14 protein-coding genes and 2 tRNA genes are annotated in these 16901 nt (G+C 58.3%); 1 reads left to right on the top strand and 15 read right to left on the bottom strand.

Annotation, left to right across the window (positions count from 1 at the left end; genetic code table 11):
* Positions 1-84 precede the first annotated feature (84 nt).
* The 11 genes from infB to rlmE form a co-directional block, all read right to left on the bottom strand.
* Complete coding sequence (infB, locus tag NA647_RS00785) at positions 85-2571, bottom strand: translation initiation factor IF-2 (RefSeq protein WP_256055974.1); 2487 nt, start codon at positions 2569-2571, stop codon at positions 85-87.
* Positions 2572-2600: 29 nt separating this feature from the next.
* Positions 2601-4082, bottom strand: coding sequence for a transcription termination factor NusA (nusA, locus tag NA647_RS00780; RefSeq protein WP_256055973.1), 1482 nt, complete (start codon positions 4080-4082; stop codon positions 2601-2603).
* Between the two features lie 48 nt (positions 4083-4130).
* On the bottom strand, positions 4131-4589 hold the full coding sequence (gene rimP / locus NA647_RS00775) for a ribosome maturation factor RimP (RefSeq protein ID WP_256055972.1): 459 nt from the start codon (positions 4587-4589) through the stop codon (positions 4131-4133).
* A gap of 128 nt (positions 4590-4717) precedes the next feature.
* Positions 4718-4794 (bottom strand) — tRNA-Met (locus NA647_RS00770).
* Between the two features lie 92 nt (positions 4795-4886).
* Positions 4887-4972 (bottom strand) — tRNA-Leu (locus NA647_RS00765).
* Between the two features lie 7 nt (positions 4973-4979).
* Positions 4980-5363, bottom strand: a complete 384-nt coding sequence (secG, locus tag NA647_RS00760) for a preprotein translocase subunit SecG (RefSeq protein ID WP_256055971.1) — start codon at positions 5361-5363, stop codon at positions 4980-4982.
* A 4-nt stretch (positions 5364-5367) separates the two neighbouring features.
* Positions 5368-6123 carry a triose-phosphate isomerase gene (gene tpiA / locus NA647_RS00755; RefSeq protein ID WP_256055970.1) on the bottom strand — a complete coding sequence of 252 codons (756 nt, stop codon included), beginning with the start codon at positions 6121-6123 and terminating at the stop codon, positions 5368-5370.
* Between the two features lie 66 nt (positions 6124-6189).
* The gene (gene glmM / locus NA647_RS00750; RefSeq protein WP_256056295.1) at positions 6190-7527 is read right to left on the bottom strand and encodes a phosphoglucosamine mutase; all 1338 of its coding nucleotides are present in this window, start codon (positions 7525-7527) and stop codon (positions 6190-6192) included.
* 10 nt (positions 7528-7537) lie between these two features.
* The gene (gene folP, locus NA647_RS00745; protein WP_256055969.1) at positions 7538-8389 is read right to left on the bottom strand and encodes a dihydropteroate synthase; all 852 of its coding nucleotides are present in this window, start codon (positions 8387-8389) and stop codon (positions 7538-7540) included.
* A 13-nt stretch (positions 8390-8402) separates the two neighbouring features.
* Positions 8403-10313 (bottom strand): ATP-dependent zinc metalloprotease FtsH, encoded by a 1911-nt coding sequence (gene ftsH / locus NA647_RS00740; protein ID WP_256050221.1) that lies wholly within the window; start codon positions 10311-10313, stop codon positions 8403-8405.
* A 208-nt stretch (positions 10314-10521) separates the two neighbouring features.
* On the bottom strand, positions 10522-11157 hold the full coding sequence (gene rlmE, locus NA647_RS00735) for a 23S rRNA (uridine(2552)-2'-O)-methyltransferase RlmE (protein ID WP_256055968.1): 636 nt from the start codon (positions 11155-11157) through the stop codon (positions 10522-10524).
* A gap of 82 nt (positions 11158-11239) precedes the next feature.
* Here rlmE and NA647_RS00730 point away from each other — a divergent pair, with 82 nt between their 5' ends.
* Positions 11240-11551 carry a YhbY family RNA-binding protein gene (locus tag NA647_RS00730; RefSeq protein WP_131650789.1) on the top strand — a complete coding sequence of 104 codons (312 nt, stop codon included), beginning with the start codon at positions 11240-11242 and terminating at the stop codon, positions 11549-11551.
* 17 nt (positions 11552-11568) lie between these two features.
* On the opposite strand, the gene NA647_RS00725 is transcribed toward NA647_RS00730, so the two are convergent.
* Genes NA647_RS00725 through carA form a run of 4 tightly spaced genes read right to left on the bottom strand, consistent with a single transcriptional unit; the run spans position 11569 to position 16856 of the window.
* Positions 11569-11967, bottom strand: coding sequence for a DUF4149 domain-containing protein (locus tag NA647_RS00725; RefSeq protein WP_256055967.1), 399 nt, complete (start codon positions 11965-11967; stop codon positions 11569-11571).
* Between the two features lie 10 nt (positions 11968-11977).
* Entirely contained in the window at positions 11978-12454 is a 477-nt protein-coding gene (gene greA / locus NA647_RS00720) for a transcription elongation factor GreA (protein WP_256055966.1), read from the bottom strand.
* The gene (gene carB, locus NA647_RS00715) at positions 12451-15672 is read right to left on the bottom strand and encodes a carbamoyl-phosphate synthase large subunit (RefSeq protein WP_256055965.1); all 3222 of its coding nucleotides are present in this window, start codon (positions 15670-15672) and stop codon (positions 12451-12453) included. Before carB ends, greA begins: the two co-directional genes overlap by 4 nt.
* Positions 15673-15707: 35 nt before the next feature.
* On the bottom strand, positions 15708-16856 hold the full coding sequence (gene carA, locus NA647_RS00710; RefSeq protein ID WP_256055964.1) for a glutamine-hydrolyzing carbamoyl-phosphate synthase small subunit: 1149 nt from the start codon (positions 16854-16856) through the stop codon (positions 15708-15710).
* Between the last annotated feature and the right edge of the window lie 45 nt (positions 16857-16901).

Below are 16901 nucleotides of genomic sequence, written 5' to 3'. Positions count from 1 at the left end.
TAAAAATCATCATGCTGTAAAGGCAAACGGCAAGCTTCCAGAGTTGCCCCTGAAAGCTTGCCGCCTATTGCCATACAGCTGCTGTTAGAGCGAACGCGCCACTTCGACCTTCTCGAATACTTCGATCTTGTCGCCAGCTTTGACGTCGTTGTAGCTCTTCACCGCGATACCGCATTCCATGCCGGCACGGACTTCGGCGACGTCATCCTTGAAGCGACGCAGGGATTCCAGCTCGCCTTCGAAGATCACTACGTCGTCGCGCAATACGCGGATGGGTCGATTGCGATGAACCATACCCTCGATAACCATGCAACCGGCCACAGCACCGAACTTGGGCGAGCGGAACACATCGCGAACTTCGGCAATGCCGAGAATATTCTCGCGAACATCGCTGCCAAGCATGCCGGTCAGGGCCTTCTTGACGTCTTCGATGATGTCGTAGATCACGTTGTAGTAACGCAGATCCAGACCTTCCTGCTCGACGATCTTTCGTGCGCCAGCATCGGCACGAACGTTGAAGCCGAACAATACCGCATTGGATGCCAGCGCCAGGTTGGCATCGCTTTCGGTGATGCCACCGACACCGCCACCGATCACGCGCACCTGCACTTCGTCGTTGCCCAGACCGCTAAGCGATCCCTGCAGCGCTTCGAGTGAGCCACGTACGTCAGACTTGAGGACGATGTTGAGCGTCTTCTTCTCTTCCTGGCCCATGTTCTCGAAGATATTTTCCAGCTTACCGGCATGCGCACGGGCCAGCTTCACTTCGCGGAATTTGCCCTGACGGAACAAAGCAACTTCGCGTGCTTTCTTCTCGTCAGCAAGGACACTGAGTTCGTCACCCGCGTCTGGCGTACCATCAAGACCAAGAATCTCAACCGGTATCGACGGGCCAGCTTCTTTGATCGGCTTGCCGTTCTCATCGAGCATGGCACGAATACGACCGTAGTTCGATCCGACAAGCGCCATATCACCCTGGCGTAGCGTACCGTCCTGAACCAGTACGGTTGCAACCGGACCGCGACCTTTATCCAGACGCGACTCGACCACGACACCACGACCAGGAGCCGATGGCGTTGCCGTCAGTTCGAGTATCTCCGCCTGGAGCAGAACAGCCTCGAGCAGATCGTCAACACCGGTACCCATCTTCGCCGATACCGACACGAACGGCGTATCACCGCCCCACTCTTCGGAAGTGACTTCGTGAACCGAAAGCTCGCTACGGATCCGATCGAGGTCTGCGCCGGGCTTATCGATCTTGTTCACTGCCACCACCAGCGGCACACCAGCTGCCTTGGCATGCTGAATGGCTTCGATGGTCTGCGGCATCACACCGTCATCCGCAGCGACGACGAGAATGACAATATCGGTCGCTTGGGCACCGCGGGCACGCATAGCGGTAAACGCAGCGTGGCCCGGGGTATCAAGGAAAGTGACCATCCCGCGATCGGTTTCTACGTGGTAGGCACCGATATGCTGAGTGATACCGCCCGCTTCGCCAGCAGCCACTTTGGCGCGACGAATGTAATCGAGTAGCGAAGTCTTACCGTGGTCGACGTGCCCCATTACGGTCACGACGGGCGCGCGATTGATGGCTTCACCCTCAAACTTCAACAGTTCGGCCAGTTGCTCTTCCAGCGCGTTATCGCTGACCAGCTTGACCTTGTGGCCCAACTCTTCGGCGATAAGCTGGGCAGTTTCCTGATCCAGCACCTGGTTGATGGTCACCGGGCTGCCCATCTTGAACATGAACTTGATGACTTCAGCCGCCTTGACCGACATCTGCTGTGCCAGATCACCGACAGTGATGGTCTCCCCAATTGCAACTTCACGAACGATCGGGCCAGTCGGGCTTTGGAAACCATGCGCGTTGCGCTTTTTCAGCTTCGACTTGCCGCGACCACCGCGACGGAAGCCGTCCGCATCGTCTTCGCCGCTACGGACGGTGCGCGACAGTGGCGCTTTGGCCTTCAGCGATGGGCGATGCTGCGCCTGTTTACGATCACGACGCTCATCATCGTCGCTCCGGACCTTGTCTGCGCGACGCGGCTCATCCTTCTTGCGCTCTTCGACCGGGACGGCCGGAGCGGGCTCAGGAGTAACTGCCGGAACCGGTGCCTCGACAGGGGGAGAAACTTCTGCTTGCGCCGCTGCTTCCGCTTGGAGGCGAGCCTCTTCCTCAGCGCGCAGGCGCTCTTCCTCGGCAGCCTTCTGACGAGCCGCCTCTTCGGCAGCACGCTGCTCTTCTAGCTCGCGCTGCTTCTCGGCCTCGATTTCGTCAGCGCTACGCTTGACGAAGGTTTTCTTCTTGCGAACTTCAACGCTGATGGTTTTGCTACCACCCACCTTCAGTTTAGTGGTGGTCTTGCGCTGCAAAGTAATCTTGCGCGGCTCATCCACCTTGGCGCCGTGGCTGCTCTTCAGGTGCGCCAACAGCGCTTGCTTTTCGTTATCGGTCACTACTTGCTCGGCGCTGGTGTGCGACAGTCCTGCCTCACGCATCTGCTGCAGCAGTCGCTCGACCGGTGTGTCGACCACTTGGGCCAGTTCTTTCACCGTGACTTGCGTCATGCATCTCTCTCCTCAGGCCGCTAAATTACTTACTCGAACCAATGGGCTCGGGCGGCCATGATCAGCTTGCCGGCACGTTCTTGATCTATGCCGTCTATGTCGAGCAGGTCGTCAATCGACTGCTCGGCCAGGTCTTCGCGGGTAATGACACCCCGCATTGCCAACTCGACCGCCAGTTCCTTGTTCATGCCATCCAGCTCGAGCAAATCCTCGGCCGGCTGAGCATCTGCCAGTTTTTCTTCCGTTGCGATCGCCTTGGTCAGCAAACGATCCTTGGCGCGGGTTCGCAGCTCGTTGACGATGTCTTCGTCAAAGCCTTCGATGCCGAGCATTTCCTCCATTGGAACGTAGGCGATCTCTTCGAGCGAAGTGAAACCTTCCTCGACTAGTACTTGTGCCAATTCTTCATCGACATCCAGCTCTTCGATGAAATTGCGCAGGATATCGCCGGTTTCTTCCTGCTGCTTGGTCTGGATGTCCGCCTCGGTCATCACGTTCAGCGTCCAACCGGTCAGCTGGCTGGCAAGGCGTACGTTCTGGCCGCCACGGCCGATGGCCTGAGCCAGATTGTCCTCGCCGACGGCGATATCCATGGCGTGGGCATCTTCATCGACGATGATGGCAGCGACTTCCGCCGGTGCCATTGCGTTGATGACGAACTGCGCGGGGTTTTCGTCCCAAAGCACGATATCGACACGCTCGCCACCGATTTCGCCAGAAACAGCTTGAACGCGCGAACCACGCATGCCGATGCAAGCGCCCTGCGGATCGATACGCTTGTCTTTCGACCGGACGGCAATTTTGGCGCGCGAGCCGGGATCACGCGAAGCACCCATCACTTCGATCAGGCCTTCAGCGATCTCCGGCACTTCGATGCGGAACAGCTCGATCAGCATCTGCGGCGCGGTGCGAGACAGAATGAGCTGCGGGCCGCGGTTTTCGGTACGGATTTCTTTGAGCAGTGCACGAACGCGAGCACCGACCCGGAAGGTTTCGCGAGCGATGATATCTTCGCGGGCCAACAACGCTTCGGCATTGTTGCCCAGGTCGACGATGACGCTGTCACGGGTAACCTTTTTCACCGTGCCAGAGATGATCTCGCCCAGACGGTCCCGATACGCTTCGACCACCTGGGCACGCTCGGCCTCACGCACCTTCTGCACAATGACCTGCTTGGCAGTCTGCGCAGCGATACGACCGAATTCGATCGACTCGATTTTTTCTTCCAGGACGTCACCAACCTTTGCATCGGCTTCGCGAGCTTGAGGCATGTCGACCGTCAGCTGATGAGCCGGATCGTCGAAATCCTCCTCCTCGATCACCGTCCAGCGGCGAAAGGTCTCGTAGCTACCGTTTTGACGATTGATCTCAACTCGTAGATCCACCTCGTCCTCGAAGCGCTTCTTGGTAGCCGTGGCCAGAGCCAGCTCCAATGCTTCGAAAATCACACCGGCCGGTACGCCTTTTTCATTGGATACCGACTCCACAACCAGCAGTACTTCTTTGCTCATCGTACGCCTCGCCTTTCGCAATCCATTGGGGTCCGCGGGATCCGCGATTCACTCAAAACGGGGAATTATGTTGGTCTTGTCGATCATATCGATCGGCAATAGATATTCGTGATCATCTACCAGCACTACCACGTCCTGCTCTTCAACCCCGCGGAGAAGACCCTGGAAATTGCGCCGGCCCTCGAAGGGCGAGCGCAGCTTTATTTTGACCTGTCCGCCTACGTGCGCCGAGTACTGTTCGAGTGTGAACAAAGGTCGATCCATACCAGGCGAGGACACTTCAAGCGTGTAATCGGAACTGATCGGATCCTCGACGTCGAGAACACCGCTCAACTGGCGGCTGACCTTCTCACAGTCGTCGACAAGAATCCCATTGGAGTGATCGATATAGACCCTCAACAAGGAATGCCGACCCTGCGAAATGAACTCGATGCCCCAGCATTGATAGCCGAGCGCCTCGACCACCGGGGCCAACAAGGCCTGCAACTGTTCTAGCTTGCTCGACATCGAAGTCCCTCGCGCATGCTGTACAAATGAAAAATGGGCGAAACGCCCATCCCTTATGATCGCCTGTAGATGCCGGCGATCTGGCTTGGAGCTAATAAAAAGCCCCTCGACAGGGGCTTCTCATTAACTGGTTGCGGGGGCTGGATTTGAACCAACGACCTTCGGGTTATGAGCCCGACGAGCTACCAGACTGCTCCACCCCGCGTCAAACTGGGCACGAATTATACGACCGCATCCAAAACAGGTCAACCCAAACACCTGAAAACAAGAAAGCCCGCATCTGCGGGCCTACTTGTTTGGTACCGAGGAGGGGACTCGAACCCCTACAGCCTATGGCCACTACCACCTCAAGGTAGCGTGTCTACCAATTCCACCACCTCGGCAAAAACCTTACTTCTGCTCCTGAACCTGTGGCACATCATCTACGCTAGGCGCGGACGGAGCAGATTCCAGGACCGGAACATCTTCAACCACCGGCTTGCTAACTGGAACTTCCAGCACCGCCGGATCCGGCAAACCTGCCTGCGACATCTGATCGGCCTGCTGCGTTGCAAAGAACGCCAACCCCAGACTCGTCACGAAAAAAACGCCGGCGAGTATAGCAGTAAAACGACTTAGAAAGGTAGAGGAACCTTGACTCCCGAAAACAGTTGCCGAAGCACCCGAACCGAAAGACGCACCAGCGTCCGCCCCCTTGCCCTGCTGCAGCAACACCAGCACAACCACACCAATGGCAACCAGCAGATGCACCACAATCACAACAGTCTGCAACATCTGATCAGTTCCCTGCGGCACGACAGATCGCGCCGAAATCATTCGCTTTCAGAGAGGCACCACCGATAAGCCCCCCATCAATATCCGCCATCTCGAAAAGCCCGAAAGCATTCTCCGCCTTCACGCTGCCGCCGTAGAGAAGACGCACGCCATCAGCGATACGTTGATTCTCCAGCGCCAGCTGCCCTCGAATGGCCGCATGTACTTCCTGAGCCTGCTGCGGAGTCGCTGTGAGCCCGGAGCCTATCGCCCACACCGGCTCATATGCCACAACCGCTCGCTCGAAAGCAGCGATACCGGCATCAGTTATAATACGAGCCAACTGACGCCCTACCACTTCTAACGTTTGTCCGGCCTGACGCTGTTCAAGCGTCTCCCCCAGACAAAGCACCGGAGTCATCCCGCACTCCAATGCCGCCGCGAATTTTCTACTTACCACTTCGTCGCTCTCGCCCATTATCAGGCGTCGCTCAGAATGCCCAACCAGCACCCACTTGCAACCCATATCAGCCAACTGCGATGCGGACTCCTCGCCGGTAAAGGCACCGAAGCCAGCTTGCGCTGCGCAGTCCTGGGCACCTACCGCGATCGCCTTGTCATCCAGATCGCTCACTACCTGCGCCAAATGCAGACAGCTTGGAAATATCACTACTTCTACATCGGCAGGCATATCCTGCTGACGAAGCGCATCGATCAGCTCTGCGACGCTAGCGCGGGTACCGTTCATCTTCCAGTTACCAGCTACCAGTGGGCGACGCATGCCTTACCTCGTCGGTCAAAGTGGGCGCAGATGGTACTCAACGGCAACACACCTGGCAAGCGGGAATCATGCACAAACCTCAGCAACCACTTTGGCCAGCTCCTCGGCGTAGTTGCGAACATGCTTTTCGTCGTCGCCTTCGACCATCACACGCACCAAAGGCTCGGTCCCAGATTTGCGCAACAATACACGCCCCCGACCAGCCATTCGCTCGGTGACACTGTCACAAACGGCTTGAACCTGGGGGTGCGAGATCGGATCGCGATCACCTGTGAAACGCACATTAATCAGGACCTGCGGACACTTGTTCCAGGCCAGTCGCTCTTGCGCCAGGTTTCGCCCCCGCCGCCTCAGAGCAAGCACGACCTGAAGCGCTGCGATGATGGCATCTCCGGTAGACACATGCTGGGCGCAGACAATGTGCCCTGAGTTTTCCCCGCCGATCACCCAGTTACGCTCTAGCATTTCCGCCATTACATAACGGTCGCCGACCTTCGCTCGCACGAAGGGTATATCACGTTCCTTCAGTGCCAGCTCGAGGCCCAGGTTACTCATCAAGGTGCCAACGACCCCACCTGCTAGGCACTCGCGCTCTTGCAAGTCGGTAGCAATGATATAGAGCAACTCGTCCCCATCCACTTGCGCACCAGTATGGTCGACCATCATCACTCGATCGCCGTCTCCATCGAAGGCGATACCGAGATCCGCGCCGTGCTCGACCACAGCTTTCTGCAATTGTGCGATGTGAGTCGACCCAACGTCGGCGTTGATATTCAGCCCGTCGGGCTGGGCAGCGATCACCACCACTTCTGATCCAAGCTCACGAAAGACGCTGGGGGCCACCTTGTAGGTCGCGCCGTGGGCGCAATCGAGCACAATCTTCATGCCGGAGAAGTCCGTACTGGTGGGAACGCTGCTCTTGCAGAATTCGATGTAGCGACCAGCAGCATCGTTGATGCGAGATGCTTTGCCGAGCTGCGCGGACTCCACGACTGTCATTGGCGTATCGAGCAACTCTTCTATCATCAACTCAACCTCATCCGGCAATTTCGTACCCCGTCCGGAGAAGAACTTGATGCCGTTGTCGTGGTGAGGATTGTGCGAGGCGCTGATCACGATACCCGCGTCAGCGTGGAAGGTACGGGTCAGATAGGCAACCGCAGGTGTAGGCATTGGACCGAGCAGCAGCACGTCGGCACCTGCCGCGGAAAGTCCGGCCTGCAACGCCGACTCGAACATATATCCGGATATGCGGGTGTCCTTGCCAATCAGAATACGGCACTTGCCTTGCTTGCGAAACGCCATGCCGGCCGCCCACCCCAACTTAAGCATAAAGTCCGGGGTGATTGGAAATTGCCCCACATGGCCGCGTATGCCGTCAGTTCCAAAATACTTTCTAGCCATGACTAAATTCCTATTCCGCCGCTTGCACGGCGGCAACCATTCGAACCACATCAATCGTTTCGGCAACGTCATGCACACGCAGGATGCTGGCACCCTTGGCTACAGCAAGCGCAGCAAGCCCTAAACTCCCATGGAGACGATGCGCCACATCCCGCTCAAGCGTCTGTCCAATCATGCTTTTTCGCGAGACACCAACCAGCAACGGCCGCCCCAAAACATGAAGCTGCTCCATATGTTTGAACAGGCTGAGATTATGCGAAAGGGTCTTCGCGAAGCCAAACCCGGGATCGAGCACGATCCGCTCCGCAGGAATACCCGAGTCAATACAAACTTCCATGCGCTCGCGCAAGAAGCCCAACACGTCGGCCGCGACATCATCGTAGCGCGGATCATTCTGCATGTCGGCCGGTTCGCCCCGCATGTGCATCAAGCACACCGGAAGACCACAATCGGCCGCTGCGTCCAGTGCGCCGTCGCGGGAAAGCGAACGAACGTCATTGATCAGACCAGCACCAAGACGTGCACTCTCGCGCATCACCGCCGGTGTCGAGGTATCCACCGAGATGACCACGTCCAGCTCGCGCGATATCGCTTCGACCACCGGAGCCACACGCTCCAGCTCTTCTAGCGGCGAAACGACACGAGCACCCGGGCGCGTCGACTCTCCACCAATATCAACCAGTGTCGCACCGGCAGACACCATCGCCTCAGCGTGACGCAACGCCGCATCGACTCCGACATGTCGACCTCCGTCAGAGAACGAGTCAGGTGTGACATTGAGGATGCCCATGACATGTGGGCGCGACAAATCAAGAACCCGGCTGCCACAAGACAGCCGGGTTGGGTGCAACATCTCAGTCATTTAAACGCCTTAGCTAGTGCTCGCCAGCGGGGCCACCGATTGGAGCCTGCGGGCGATCGCCTTCAGGCTGAGCGGGCGTTCCCGTTGGGCCTGAACCGTCCTGCCAATCGCGAGGCTCGCGCGGGGTCCGCCCCGCCATGATGTCGTCGATCTGGTCGGAGTCGATGGTTTCGTATTTCATCAACGTCTCGGCCATCACATCGAGCTTGTCGCGGTTGTCAGCCAGAATCTGCCTGGCCGTGTCATAGCAGTGATCGATGATGCTACGTACCTCAAGGTCGATCAGCTTGGCTGTATCCCCGGAGACATTAGTGTGCTGGCTGCCGGCACTGCGCCCCAGGAATACTTCGCCTTCTTCTTCGGCGTACATAAGAGGACCGAGCTTTTCGGATAAGCCCCACTTGGTGACCATGTTACGGGCCAGCTGGGTAGCACGCATGATGTCATTCGATGCACCGGTCGTAACCCCATCAAAGCCAAGCGTCATTTCCTCGGCGATACGACCACCGAACAAGGAACAAATCTGACTGATCAAAGCACGCTTGGACAAGCTGTAGCGGTCTTCTTCGGGAAGGAACATCGTGACGCCAAGCGCCCGACCACGAGGAATGATCGAAACCTTGTAGACCGGATCATGCTCAGGAACAACGCGCCCAACAATGGCGTGACCCGCCTCGTGATAAGCCGTATTGAGACGCTCTTTTTCGGACATGACCATGGATTTGCGCTCGGCGCCCATCATGATCTTGTCCTTCGCCAACTCGAACTCTTTCATTTCAACCAGGCGCTTACCGGCGCGCGCGGCGAACAGCGAGGCTTCGTTGACCAGGTTGGCCAAATCGGCACCCGAGAAGCCAGGAGTACCACGTGCGATCAACGCCGGCTCGACACTGTCGCCGAGCGGAACCTTGCGCATATGAACCTTAAGAATCTGTTCGCGACCACGAATATCAGGCAATCCAACCACCACTTGGCGGTCAAAACGGCCAGGGCGCAGCAATGCCGGATCGAGCACGTCCGGACGGTTGGTTGCAGCAATGACGATAATGCCGTCGTTCATTTCGAAGCCGTCCATCTCAACCAGCAGCTGGTTGAGCGTCTGCTCGCGCTCATCATGACCACCACCCAGACCCGCGCCACGGTGGCGACCGACGGCATCGATTTCGTCGATGAAGATGATGCACGGCGCGTGCTTCTTGGCCTGCTCGAACATGTCGCGCACACGGCTCGCGCCCACACCGACGAACATTTCGACGAAGTCGGAACCGGAGATGGTAAAGAACGGAACCTTGGCCTCGCCAGCGACCGCCTTGGCCAGCAACGTCTTACCGGTACCTGGCGACCCCACCATCAACACACCGCGCGGAATACGGCCACCGAGGCGCTGGAACTTGCCTGGATCGCGCAGGAACTCGACTAGCTCGGTTACTTCTTCCTTGGCCTCGTCGCAGCCGGCGACGTCGGCAAAAGTGGTTTTGACCTGATCTTCGGACAGCAGGCGCGCCTTGCTCTTGCCGAAGCTCATCGGCCCGCCCTTGCCACCCGCCCCGCCCTGCATCTGGCGCATGAAGAACATGAAAACCGCGATGATTACCAGGATCGGGAAACTAGCGACCAGTAACTGCGTCCAGATACTTTGCTGCTCCGGCTGCTTGCCTTCGATCACCACATTGTTATTGATCAGATCGCCAATCAGACCGTTGTCCTGAATGGCCGGACGAATCGTCTTGAAGGTTTCGCCATCACTGCGTTTACCGGTAATGACGAAGCCGTCGACGGTCACGCGCTCCACCCCGCCTTCCTTCACCTGCTCAATGAAATCGGAATAGTTGAGCGTTTGGGGCTCGGTCGGGCTGGAAAAGTTGTTCATCACCGTCACCAGGACAGCGGCAATGATCAACCACAGAATCAGGTTTTTTGCCATGTCGTTCAATTCACTACCCTCTAGAGCGAGCTCGTTGTCGAGAGCCCGCATGACGGCCGATGGTTCGCTCTCGGCCTAACTTACTACACAACGTTGCTGAACGGGCAGCTTGGTCTGTAACCCGATATGAAACATGCTAGCCCGTAATCCTGCAGTTGGCGCCAGCCGGAATCATTAACAGACAACTGGAGCCGTGGCGCTCCGGGCACTACGCCTCGCCACCTTGGCCACGATAGCCACGCGCCAACAGATACTGCTCGCGCGAGCGATCCCGCGAAGATAGAGGCTTGCGCATCTGCACCTTGTCGAAGTTCTGCCGTACGTCCTTCAGATAGGCATCGAACCCCTCTCCCTGAAAGATCTTGATCAGAAAATCGCCACCGGGGCGCAATACACGCATCGCCAAATCCAATGCCAGCTCGCAGAGAAACATTGCGCGCGCCTGGTCAGCCACCTTCACCCCACTCATATTGGGGGCCATATCCGAAATCACAAGGTCAACATGCGTATCACCGATGGCCTGGAGAATTTCTGCGAAGACCTCGTCCTCGGTAAAGTCTCCGAGCACGAAGGTCACATCGGCAATGCTGTCCATCGGCAGGATGTCAGAGGCTATCAGGCGACCGCGGTCACCGATGACGCGACTGGTGACCTGAGACCACCCTCCCGGAGCCGCCCCCAGATCGACCACCGTCATGCCGGGCCGCAGAATCCGGTCCTTTTCCTGGATTTCGAGCAATTTGTAGCTGGCCCGTGAACGATAGCCATCGCGCTGCGCCATCTTCACATAGGGGTCATCGAAATGCTCTTTTAGCCAACGCGGGCTGGTCTTGGAACGTGCCAAGCTGATACCTCATCTGTGCGGCTCAGGACGTGTCAGTTACACTAGCCGCCGTTTTCAAGAGTTCTGACGCAAGGGTCGAATTATGCCGCTCACCAATGAGCAGAAGAAACAGTACAAATCCATCGGCCATCACTTGAAGCCGGTTTTGATCGTGTCCGAGAACGGCCTGACTGAAGGCGTGCAGGCCGAACTGGAGCGCGCTTTGAACGATCACGAGCTGATCAAGGTACAGCTGCGAATCACCGAGCGCGACGATCGCCATGCGGTAATGGAAGAACTCTGCAAGATCGGCAGCTGCGAGCTGGTTCAGTCCATCGGCAAAATGGCGTTGGTCTATCGGAAGAACCCTAAGGTGAACAAGCAACTATCGAACGTGCATCGTTTTCAGGGCTGATCCGCTCTCATCTTCGCCTATCGCTCCCGTCCGGGAGCGACCTGCAGCACCAGCATCAGCCCACAAAATCCCATCACCAAATAGCTGAAGATCAACCAGTACGGCGATTCGATGACGCCAGTGCGCACTACAAAATAGCTTGCCGCAAGCAGCAATACCGTCATCAACAATTGACCACGCACATCTCGCCAAAGACTGCAAAAGCCTTCGGACTGGATCAACACGACTGCCTGCAACCCGACGCAGAACGCAGCAAAGCCCACCAGCAATGGCCGAAGGCTGGATGCGATCTCTTCGATCAATAGCGGCGCCAGGCCAATTTTCGCCAGCGCCGGCAACATTACGAATTGCAGCAACCAGAGGCCACCGACCCAGAACGTTTGGGCCAGCTGCCAGCTGATCACTCCAGCACGCATTGATTGGCGGTCAGAGATGGCGAACCTCGACGATCTCGTATTCCACCACTCCGCTAGGCGTCTTCACTGCCACCACATCGCCCTCTTCCTTACCAATAAGGGCGCGAGCGATGGGCGAACTGACCGACAACTTTCCACGCTTGATGTCGGACTCGTCGTCGCCGACGATTTGGTACGTCACGGGTTCGTCCGTTTCGACGTTGGCGATATCCACGGTGGTTCCGAAAATCACCTTGCCGGTATGGGGGATGCTCGCTACATCGATGACCTGAGCATTCTGCAGACGGCCCTCGATGTCACGAATGCGCGCTTCAACCATGCCCTGCTGTTCCCGGGCAGCATGGTATTCAGCATTCTCCTTAAGGTCTCCCAGCTCCCGCGCCTCGGCGATGGCCTGGGTGATCTGCGGACGCAGCTCGGTTTTTAGATGCTTGAGCTCCTCTTCCAGGGCGCGTGCGCCCTGGACGGTCATGGGGTATTTGGTCATGCCTTGATTCCTGCATGGAGGTCCTGCAAGCGGCGCACGGCTTTCTCGGGACCAAACCTGAGCGCCTCACAGATCGCCTGCCCGCCCGCCAGGGTGGTGGTGCAGCAGATCTTATGTTGCAGAGCGTTACGACGGATCGAGTAGGAATCAGCTATGGACTGACGCCCCTCGGTGGTATTGATGATCAAGGTGACCTCGTCATTCTTGATCATGTCGACGACATGTGGGCGCCCCTCAGTCACCTTGTTCACCCGGCGCACTGGCAGTCCGGCAGCTTCGATGATCTTGGCGGTGCCTGCTGTGCCAACCACCTCGAAACCGAGCTCGATCAGATCGCGCGCGACCTGAGCCACGTGGGGCTTGTCATCGTCACGCACGCTGATAAACGCGCAGCCGCTGTTCGGCAGAATCTCGCTCGCACCCAGCTGCGCCTTGGCGAAGGCTTCGGCGAAGTTGTCACCAACGCCCATTACCTCACCAGTGGACTTCATTTCCGGGCCAAGGATCGGGTCAACGCCTGGGAACTTGGCGAACGGGAACACCGCCTCCTTGACGCTATAGAAGTTAGGAATGATCTCTTGGGTTAGCCCCACTTCTTCCAGCGTTTTGCCCGCCATGACGCGCGCGGCGATCATGGCCAGCGACACACCGATGCACTTGGAGACGAAGGGAACGGTACGCGACGCACGCGGGTTCACTTCGATGACGAAGATGTCTTCACCCTGCACCGCCATCTGCACGTTCATTAGGCCGACGACCCCGAGCTCCAGAGCCATCTTCTTGACCTGATCGCGGATCTCGTCCTGGATATGTGCTGGCAGGGAATACGGAGGCAGCGAACACGCCGAGTCACCAGAGTGCACACCCGCCTGTTCGATGTGCTGCATGATCGCGCCGATCACCACATGCTCACCATCGCACACCGCGTCGATATCGACCTCGATGGCACAGTTGAGGAAATGATCCAGCAGCACAGGGCTGTCATTGGAAACCTTGACCGCCTCGCGCATGTAGCGACGCAGCTCTTCTTCTTGGTAGACGATTTCCATCGCACGCCCGCCAAGCACGTAAGACGGACGCACCACCAGCGGGTAGCCAATGACCTTCGATGCGGCCAGCGCCTCTTCTTCACTACGGGCAGTCGCGTTTGGCGGCTGGCGCAGATTGAGGCGCTCGACCATCTGCTGGAAGCGCTCGCGATCTTCGGCACGGTCGATAGCGTCAGGGCTAGTACCGATGATCGGTACACCAGCTTCTTCCAGCGCACGAGCCAATTTCAGCGGGGTTTGGCCACCGTACTGAACGATCACCCCCTTGGGCTGCTCGACGCGGACGATTTCCAGCACGTCTTCCAGCGTCACCGGCTCGAAGTACAGACGATCCGATGTGTCGTAATCGGTCGAGACGGTTTCCGGGTTGCAGTTGACCATGATGGTCTCGTAACCGTCGTCGCGCATCGCCAGTGCCGCGTGTACGCAGCAATAGTCGAACTCGATGCCTTGACCGATACGGTTAGGCCCACCGCCGAGGATCATGATCTTGTCTCGGCTCGACGGATTGGCTTCGCACTCTTCCTCGTAGGTCGAGTACATGTAGGCGGTGTCGGTGGCGAACTCGGCCGAACAGGTATCGACGCGCTTGTAGACCGGCAACACCTTAAGCTTCTGGCGATGGTTGCGCAGGTTCTTCTCGGTCACGCCGAGCAACTTGGCCAGACGCGCATCGGAAAAGCCTTTGCGCTTGAGCTTGTACATCACATCGCGATCGATGCTGGACAGGCCCATGGTCTTGATGCGCTCTTCATCCTTGATCAGATCTTCGATCTGCACCAGGAACCACTCGTCGATCCGGGTCAGATCGAACACCTCCTCGACCGATTTGCCGGCGCGGAAGGCGTCACCCAGATACCAGATGCGATCAGCGCCAGGCACCGTGAGCTCACGCTTGAGTGTGCTCTCGCTTTCCGGATCGGCCAAATCCAGCTTCGGATCGAAGCCAGAAACACCAACTTCCAGACCGCGCAGCGCTTTCTGTACTGACTCCTGGAAGGTACGACCGATGGCCATGACCTCACCGACGGATTTCATCTGAGTGGTCAGGCGAGCGTCGGCCTTGGGGAATTTCTCGAAGGCAAAACGCGGGATCTTGGTAACGACGTAGTCGATGGCCGGCTCGAAGGACGCTGGGGTGCGACCGCCGGTAATGTCATTCGACAGCTCGTCGAGCGTGTAACCCACCGCCAGCTTGGCGGCGATCTTGGCTATCGGGAAGCCCGTGGCCTTAGAGGCCAGCGCAGAGGAACGCGACACGCGCGGGTTCATCTCGATCACCACCATGCGCCCGGTGTCCGGATGGATGCCGAACTGCACGTTGGAGCCGCCGGTTTCTACGCCGATCTCGCGCAGCACCGCCAGGGAGGCGTTGCGCATGATCTGGTATTCCTTGTCGGTTAGCGTCTGTGCCGGGGCCACAGTGATCGAGTCACCGGTATGCACACCCATCGGGTCGAAGTTCTCGATGGCGCAGACGATGATGCAGTTGTCCTTCTTGTCGCGGACTACCTCCATCTCGTATTCCTTCCAGCCGATCAGGGATTCGTCGATCAGCAGTTCGCTGGTCGGCGACAGGTCCAGACCGCGCGCGCAGATTTCCTCGAACTCTTCGCGGTTGTAGGCGATGCCGCCACCGGTGCCGCCCATGGTGAACGACGGCCGGATGATGCAGGGGAAGCCAACCTTGTCGAGTACGCCGTAGGCTTCATCCATGTTGTGCGCGATGCCGGAAACCGGGCAGGCCAGGCCGATGTCGCGCATGGCCTTGTCGAAGCGCGAACGGTCTTCGGCCTTGTCGATGGTGTCGGCATTCGCGCCGATCATCTCGACGCCAAATTTCTCCAGCACGCCGTGCTTTTCCAGGTCCAGCGCGCAGTTCAGCGCAGTCTGGCCGCCCATGGTCGGCAGCAGGGCGTCGGGGCGTTCTTTCTCGATGATCTTGGCCACGGTGGCCCACTTGATCGGCTCGATGTAGGTGGCGTCAGCCATGGCCGGATCGGTCATGATGGTAGCCGGGTTGGAGTTCACCAGGATGACGCGGAAACCTTCCTCGCGCAGTGCCTTGCAGGCCTGGGCGCCGGAATAGTCGAACTCACAGGCCTGGCCGATGACGATGGGGCCAGCGCCGAGGATCAGGATGCTTTTGATATCTGTACGTTTTGGCATGGTCTACTCTCGAATCCTTTGGTCAGTCGGCAGGCTTAACGGCGCTTGGCCATGGCTTCGATGAATCGGTCGAATAGCGGCGCTACGTCATGCGGGCCTGGGCTGGCCTCGGGGTGACCCTGGAAGCTGAAGGCCACCTTGTCGGTGCGCTCGATGCCTTGCAAAGTGCCGTCGAATAGCGACTTGTGCGTGGCGCGCAGGTTGCTCGGCAGACTGGTTTCGTCTACGGCGAAACCGTGGTTCTGGCTGGTGATCATCACCACGCCCGTGCCCAGGTCCTGCACCGGGTGGTTGGCACCGTGGTGACCATTGGGCATCTTCACCGTGGTCGCGCCGGAAGCCAGCGCCAGCAACTGATGGCCCAGGCAGATGCCCAGTACCGGCGTATCGGTTTCCAAGATCTCCTGGATGGCCTTGATGGCGTAATCGCACGGCGCCGGATCGCCCGGACCATTGGCCAGCAGGATGCCATCGGGGTTCAGCGCTAGCGCTTCGCTGGCAGGCGTCTGTGCTGGCAGGACGGTCAGACGGCATCCACGCGCAACCATCATGCGCAGGATGTTGTATTTCACGCCGTAATCGTAGACCACCACGTGGTACGGCAGCTCGCTCGCCGGAATTTCCGCGTGCTGGTCGTTGTCCAGGCACCACACACTGGAGCGCCATTCGTAGCGCTCCTTGACGCTGACTTCCTTGGCCAGGTCCATGCCCTTGAGGCCTGGAAAGCTCCGCGCCAGCTCCAGCGCCTTCTCTTCGGTCGCGTCTTCACCCGCCAGGATGCAGCCATCCTGAGCGCCTTTCTCGCGCAGGATACGGGTCAAGCGGCGCGTGTCGATCCCGGCGATGGCGACGGTGCCGTTCTCCTTGAGGTAGTCGGGCAGCGACTGCTGGTTGCGCCAGTTGCTGGCCAGCAAAGGCAAGTCGCGAATGACCAGACCAGCGGCCCAGACCTTCCAGGATTCGGCATCGCCAGGATTGGTCCCGGTATTACCCACATGCGGGTAAGTCAAGGTCACGATCTGTTTGGCGTAGGACGGGTCGGTGAGGATTTCCTGATAGCCGGTCATGGCGGTGTTGAACACCACCTCGCCGATGGTTTGACCATCGGCGCCGATGGATTCGCCGCGAAAAATGCTGCCATCGGCAAGGGCCAGAATGGCTGGCGTAAGGGCTGGCTTAGTCAAGAGACCTCCCAAAGATCAAGGCTGAAGCAGGCGCAGATTGTAAAA

It is taken from the genome of Stutzerimonas stutzeri (assembly GCF_024448985.1).
Classification (GTDB): Bacteria; Pseudomonadota; Gammaproteobacteria; order Pseudomonadales; family Pseudomonadaceae; genus Stutzerimonas; species Stutzerimonas stutzeri_AP.
The sequence above is the reverse complement of the archived record's forward strand: the minus strand, read 5'-3'. Positions and strand labels throughout refer to the sequence as shown.

Coding starts and splice junctions, on each gene's coding strand:
- infB (WP_256055974.1), bottom strand. CDS start 2,571: ATGACGCAAGTCACGGTGAAAGAACTGGCCCAAGTGGTCGACACACCG.
- nusA (WP_256055973.1), bottom strand. CDS start 4,082: ATGAGCAAAGAAGTACTGCTGGTTGTGGAGTCGGTATCCAATGAAAAA.
- rimP (WP_256055972.1), bottom strand. CDS start 4,589: ATGTCGAGCAAGCTAGAACAGTTGCAGGCCTTGTTGGCCCCGGTGGTC.
- secG (WP_256055971.1), bottom strand. CDS start 5,363: ATGTTGCAGACTGTTGTGATTGTGGTGCATCTGCTGGTTGCCATTGGT.
- tpiA (WP_256055970.1), bottom strand. CDS start 6,123: ATGCGTCGCCCACTGGTAGCTGGTAACTGGAAGATGAACGGTACCCGC.
- glmM (WP_256056295.1), bottom strand. CDS start 7,527: ATGGCTAGAAAGTATTTTGGAACTGACGGCATACGCGGCCATGTGGGG.
- folP (WP_256055969.1), bottom strand. CDS start 8,389: ATGACTGAGATGTTGCACCCAACCCGGCTGTCTTGTGGCAGCCGGGTT.
- ftsH (WP_256050221.1), bottom strand. CDS start 10,313: ATGGCAAAAAACCTGATTCTGTGGTTGATCATTGCCGCTGTCCTGGTG.
- NA647_RS00730 (WP_131650789.1), top strand. CDS start 11,240: ATGCCGCTCACCAATGAGCAGAAGAAACAGTACAAATCCATCGGCCAT.
- NA647_RS00725 (WP_256055967.1), bottom strand. CDS start 11,967: ATGCGTGCTGGAGTGATCAGCTGGCAGCTGGCCCAAACGTTCTGGGTC.
- greA (WP_256055966.1), bottom strand. CDS start 12,454: ATGACCAAATACCCCATGACCGTCCAGGGCGCACGCGCCCTGGAAGAG.
- carB (WP_256055965.1), bottom strand. CDS start 15,672: ATGCCAAAACGTACAGATATCAAAAGCATCCTGATCCTCGGCGCTGGC.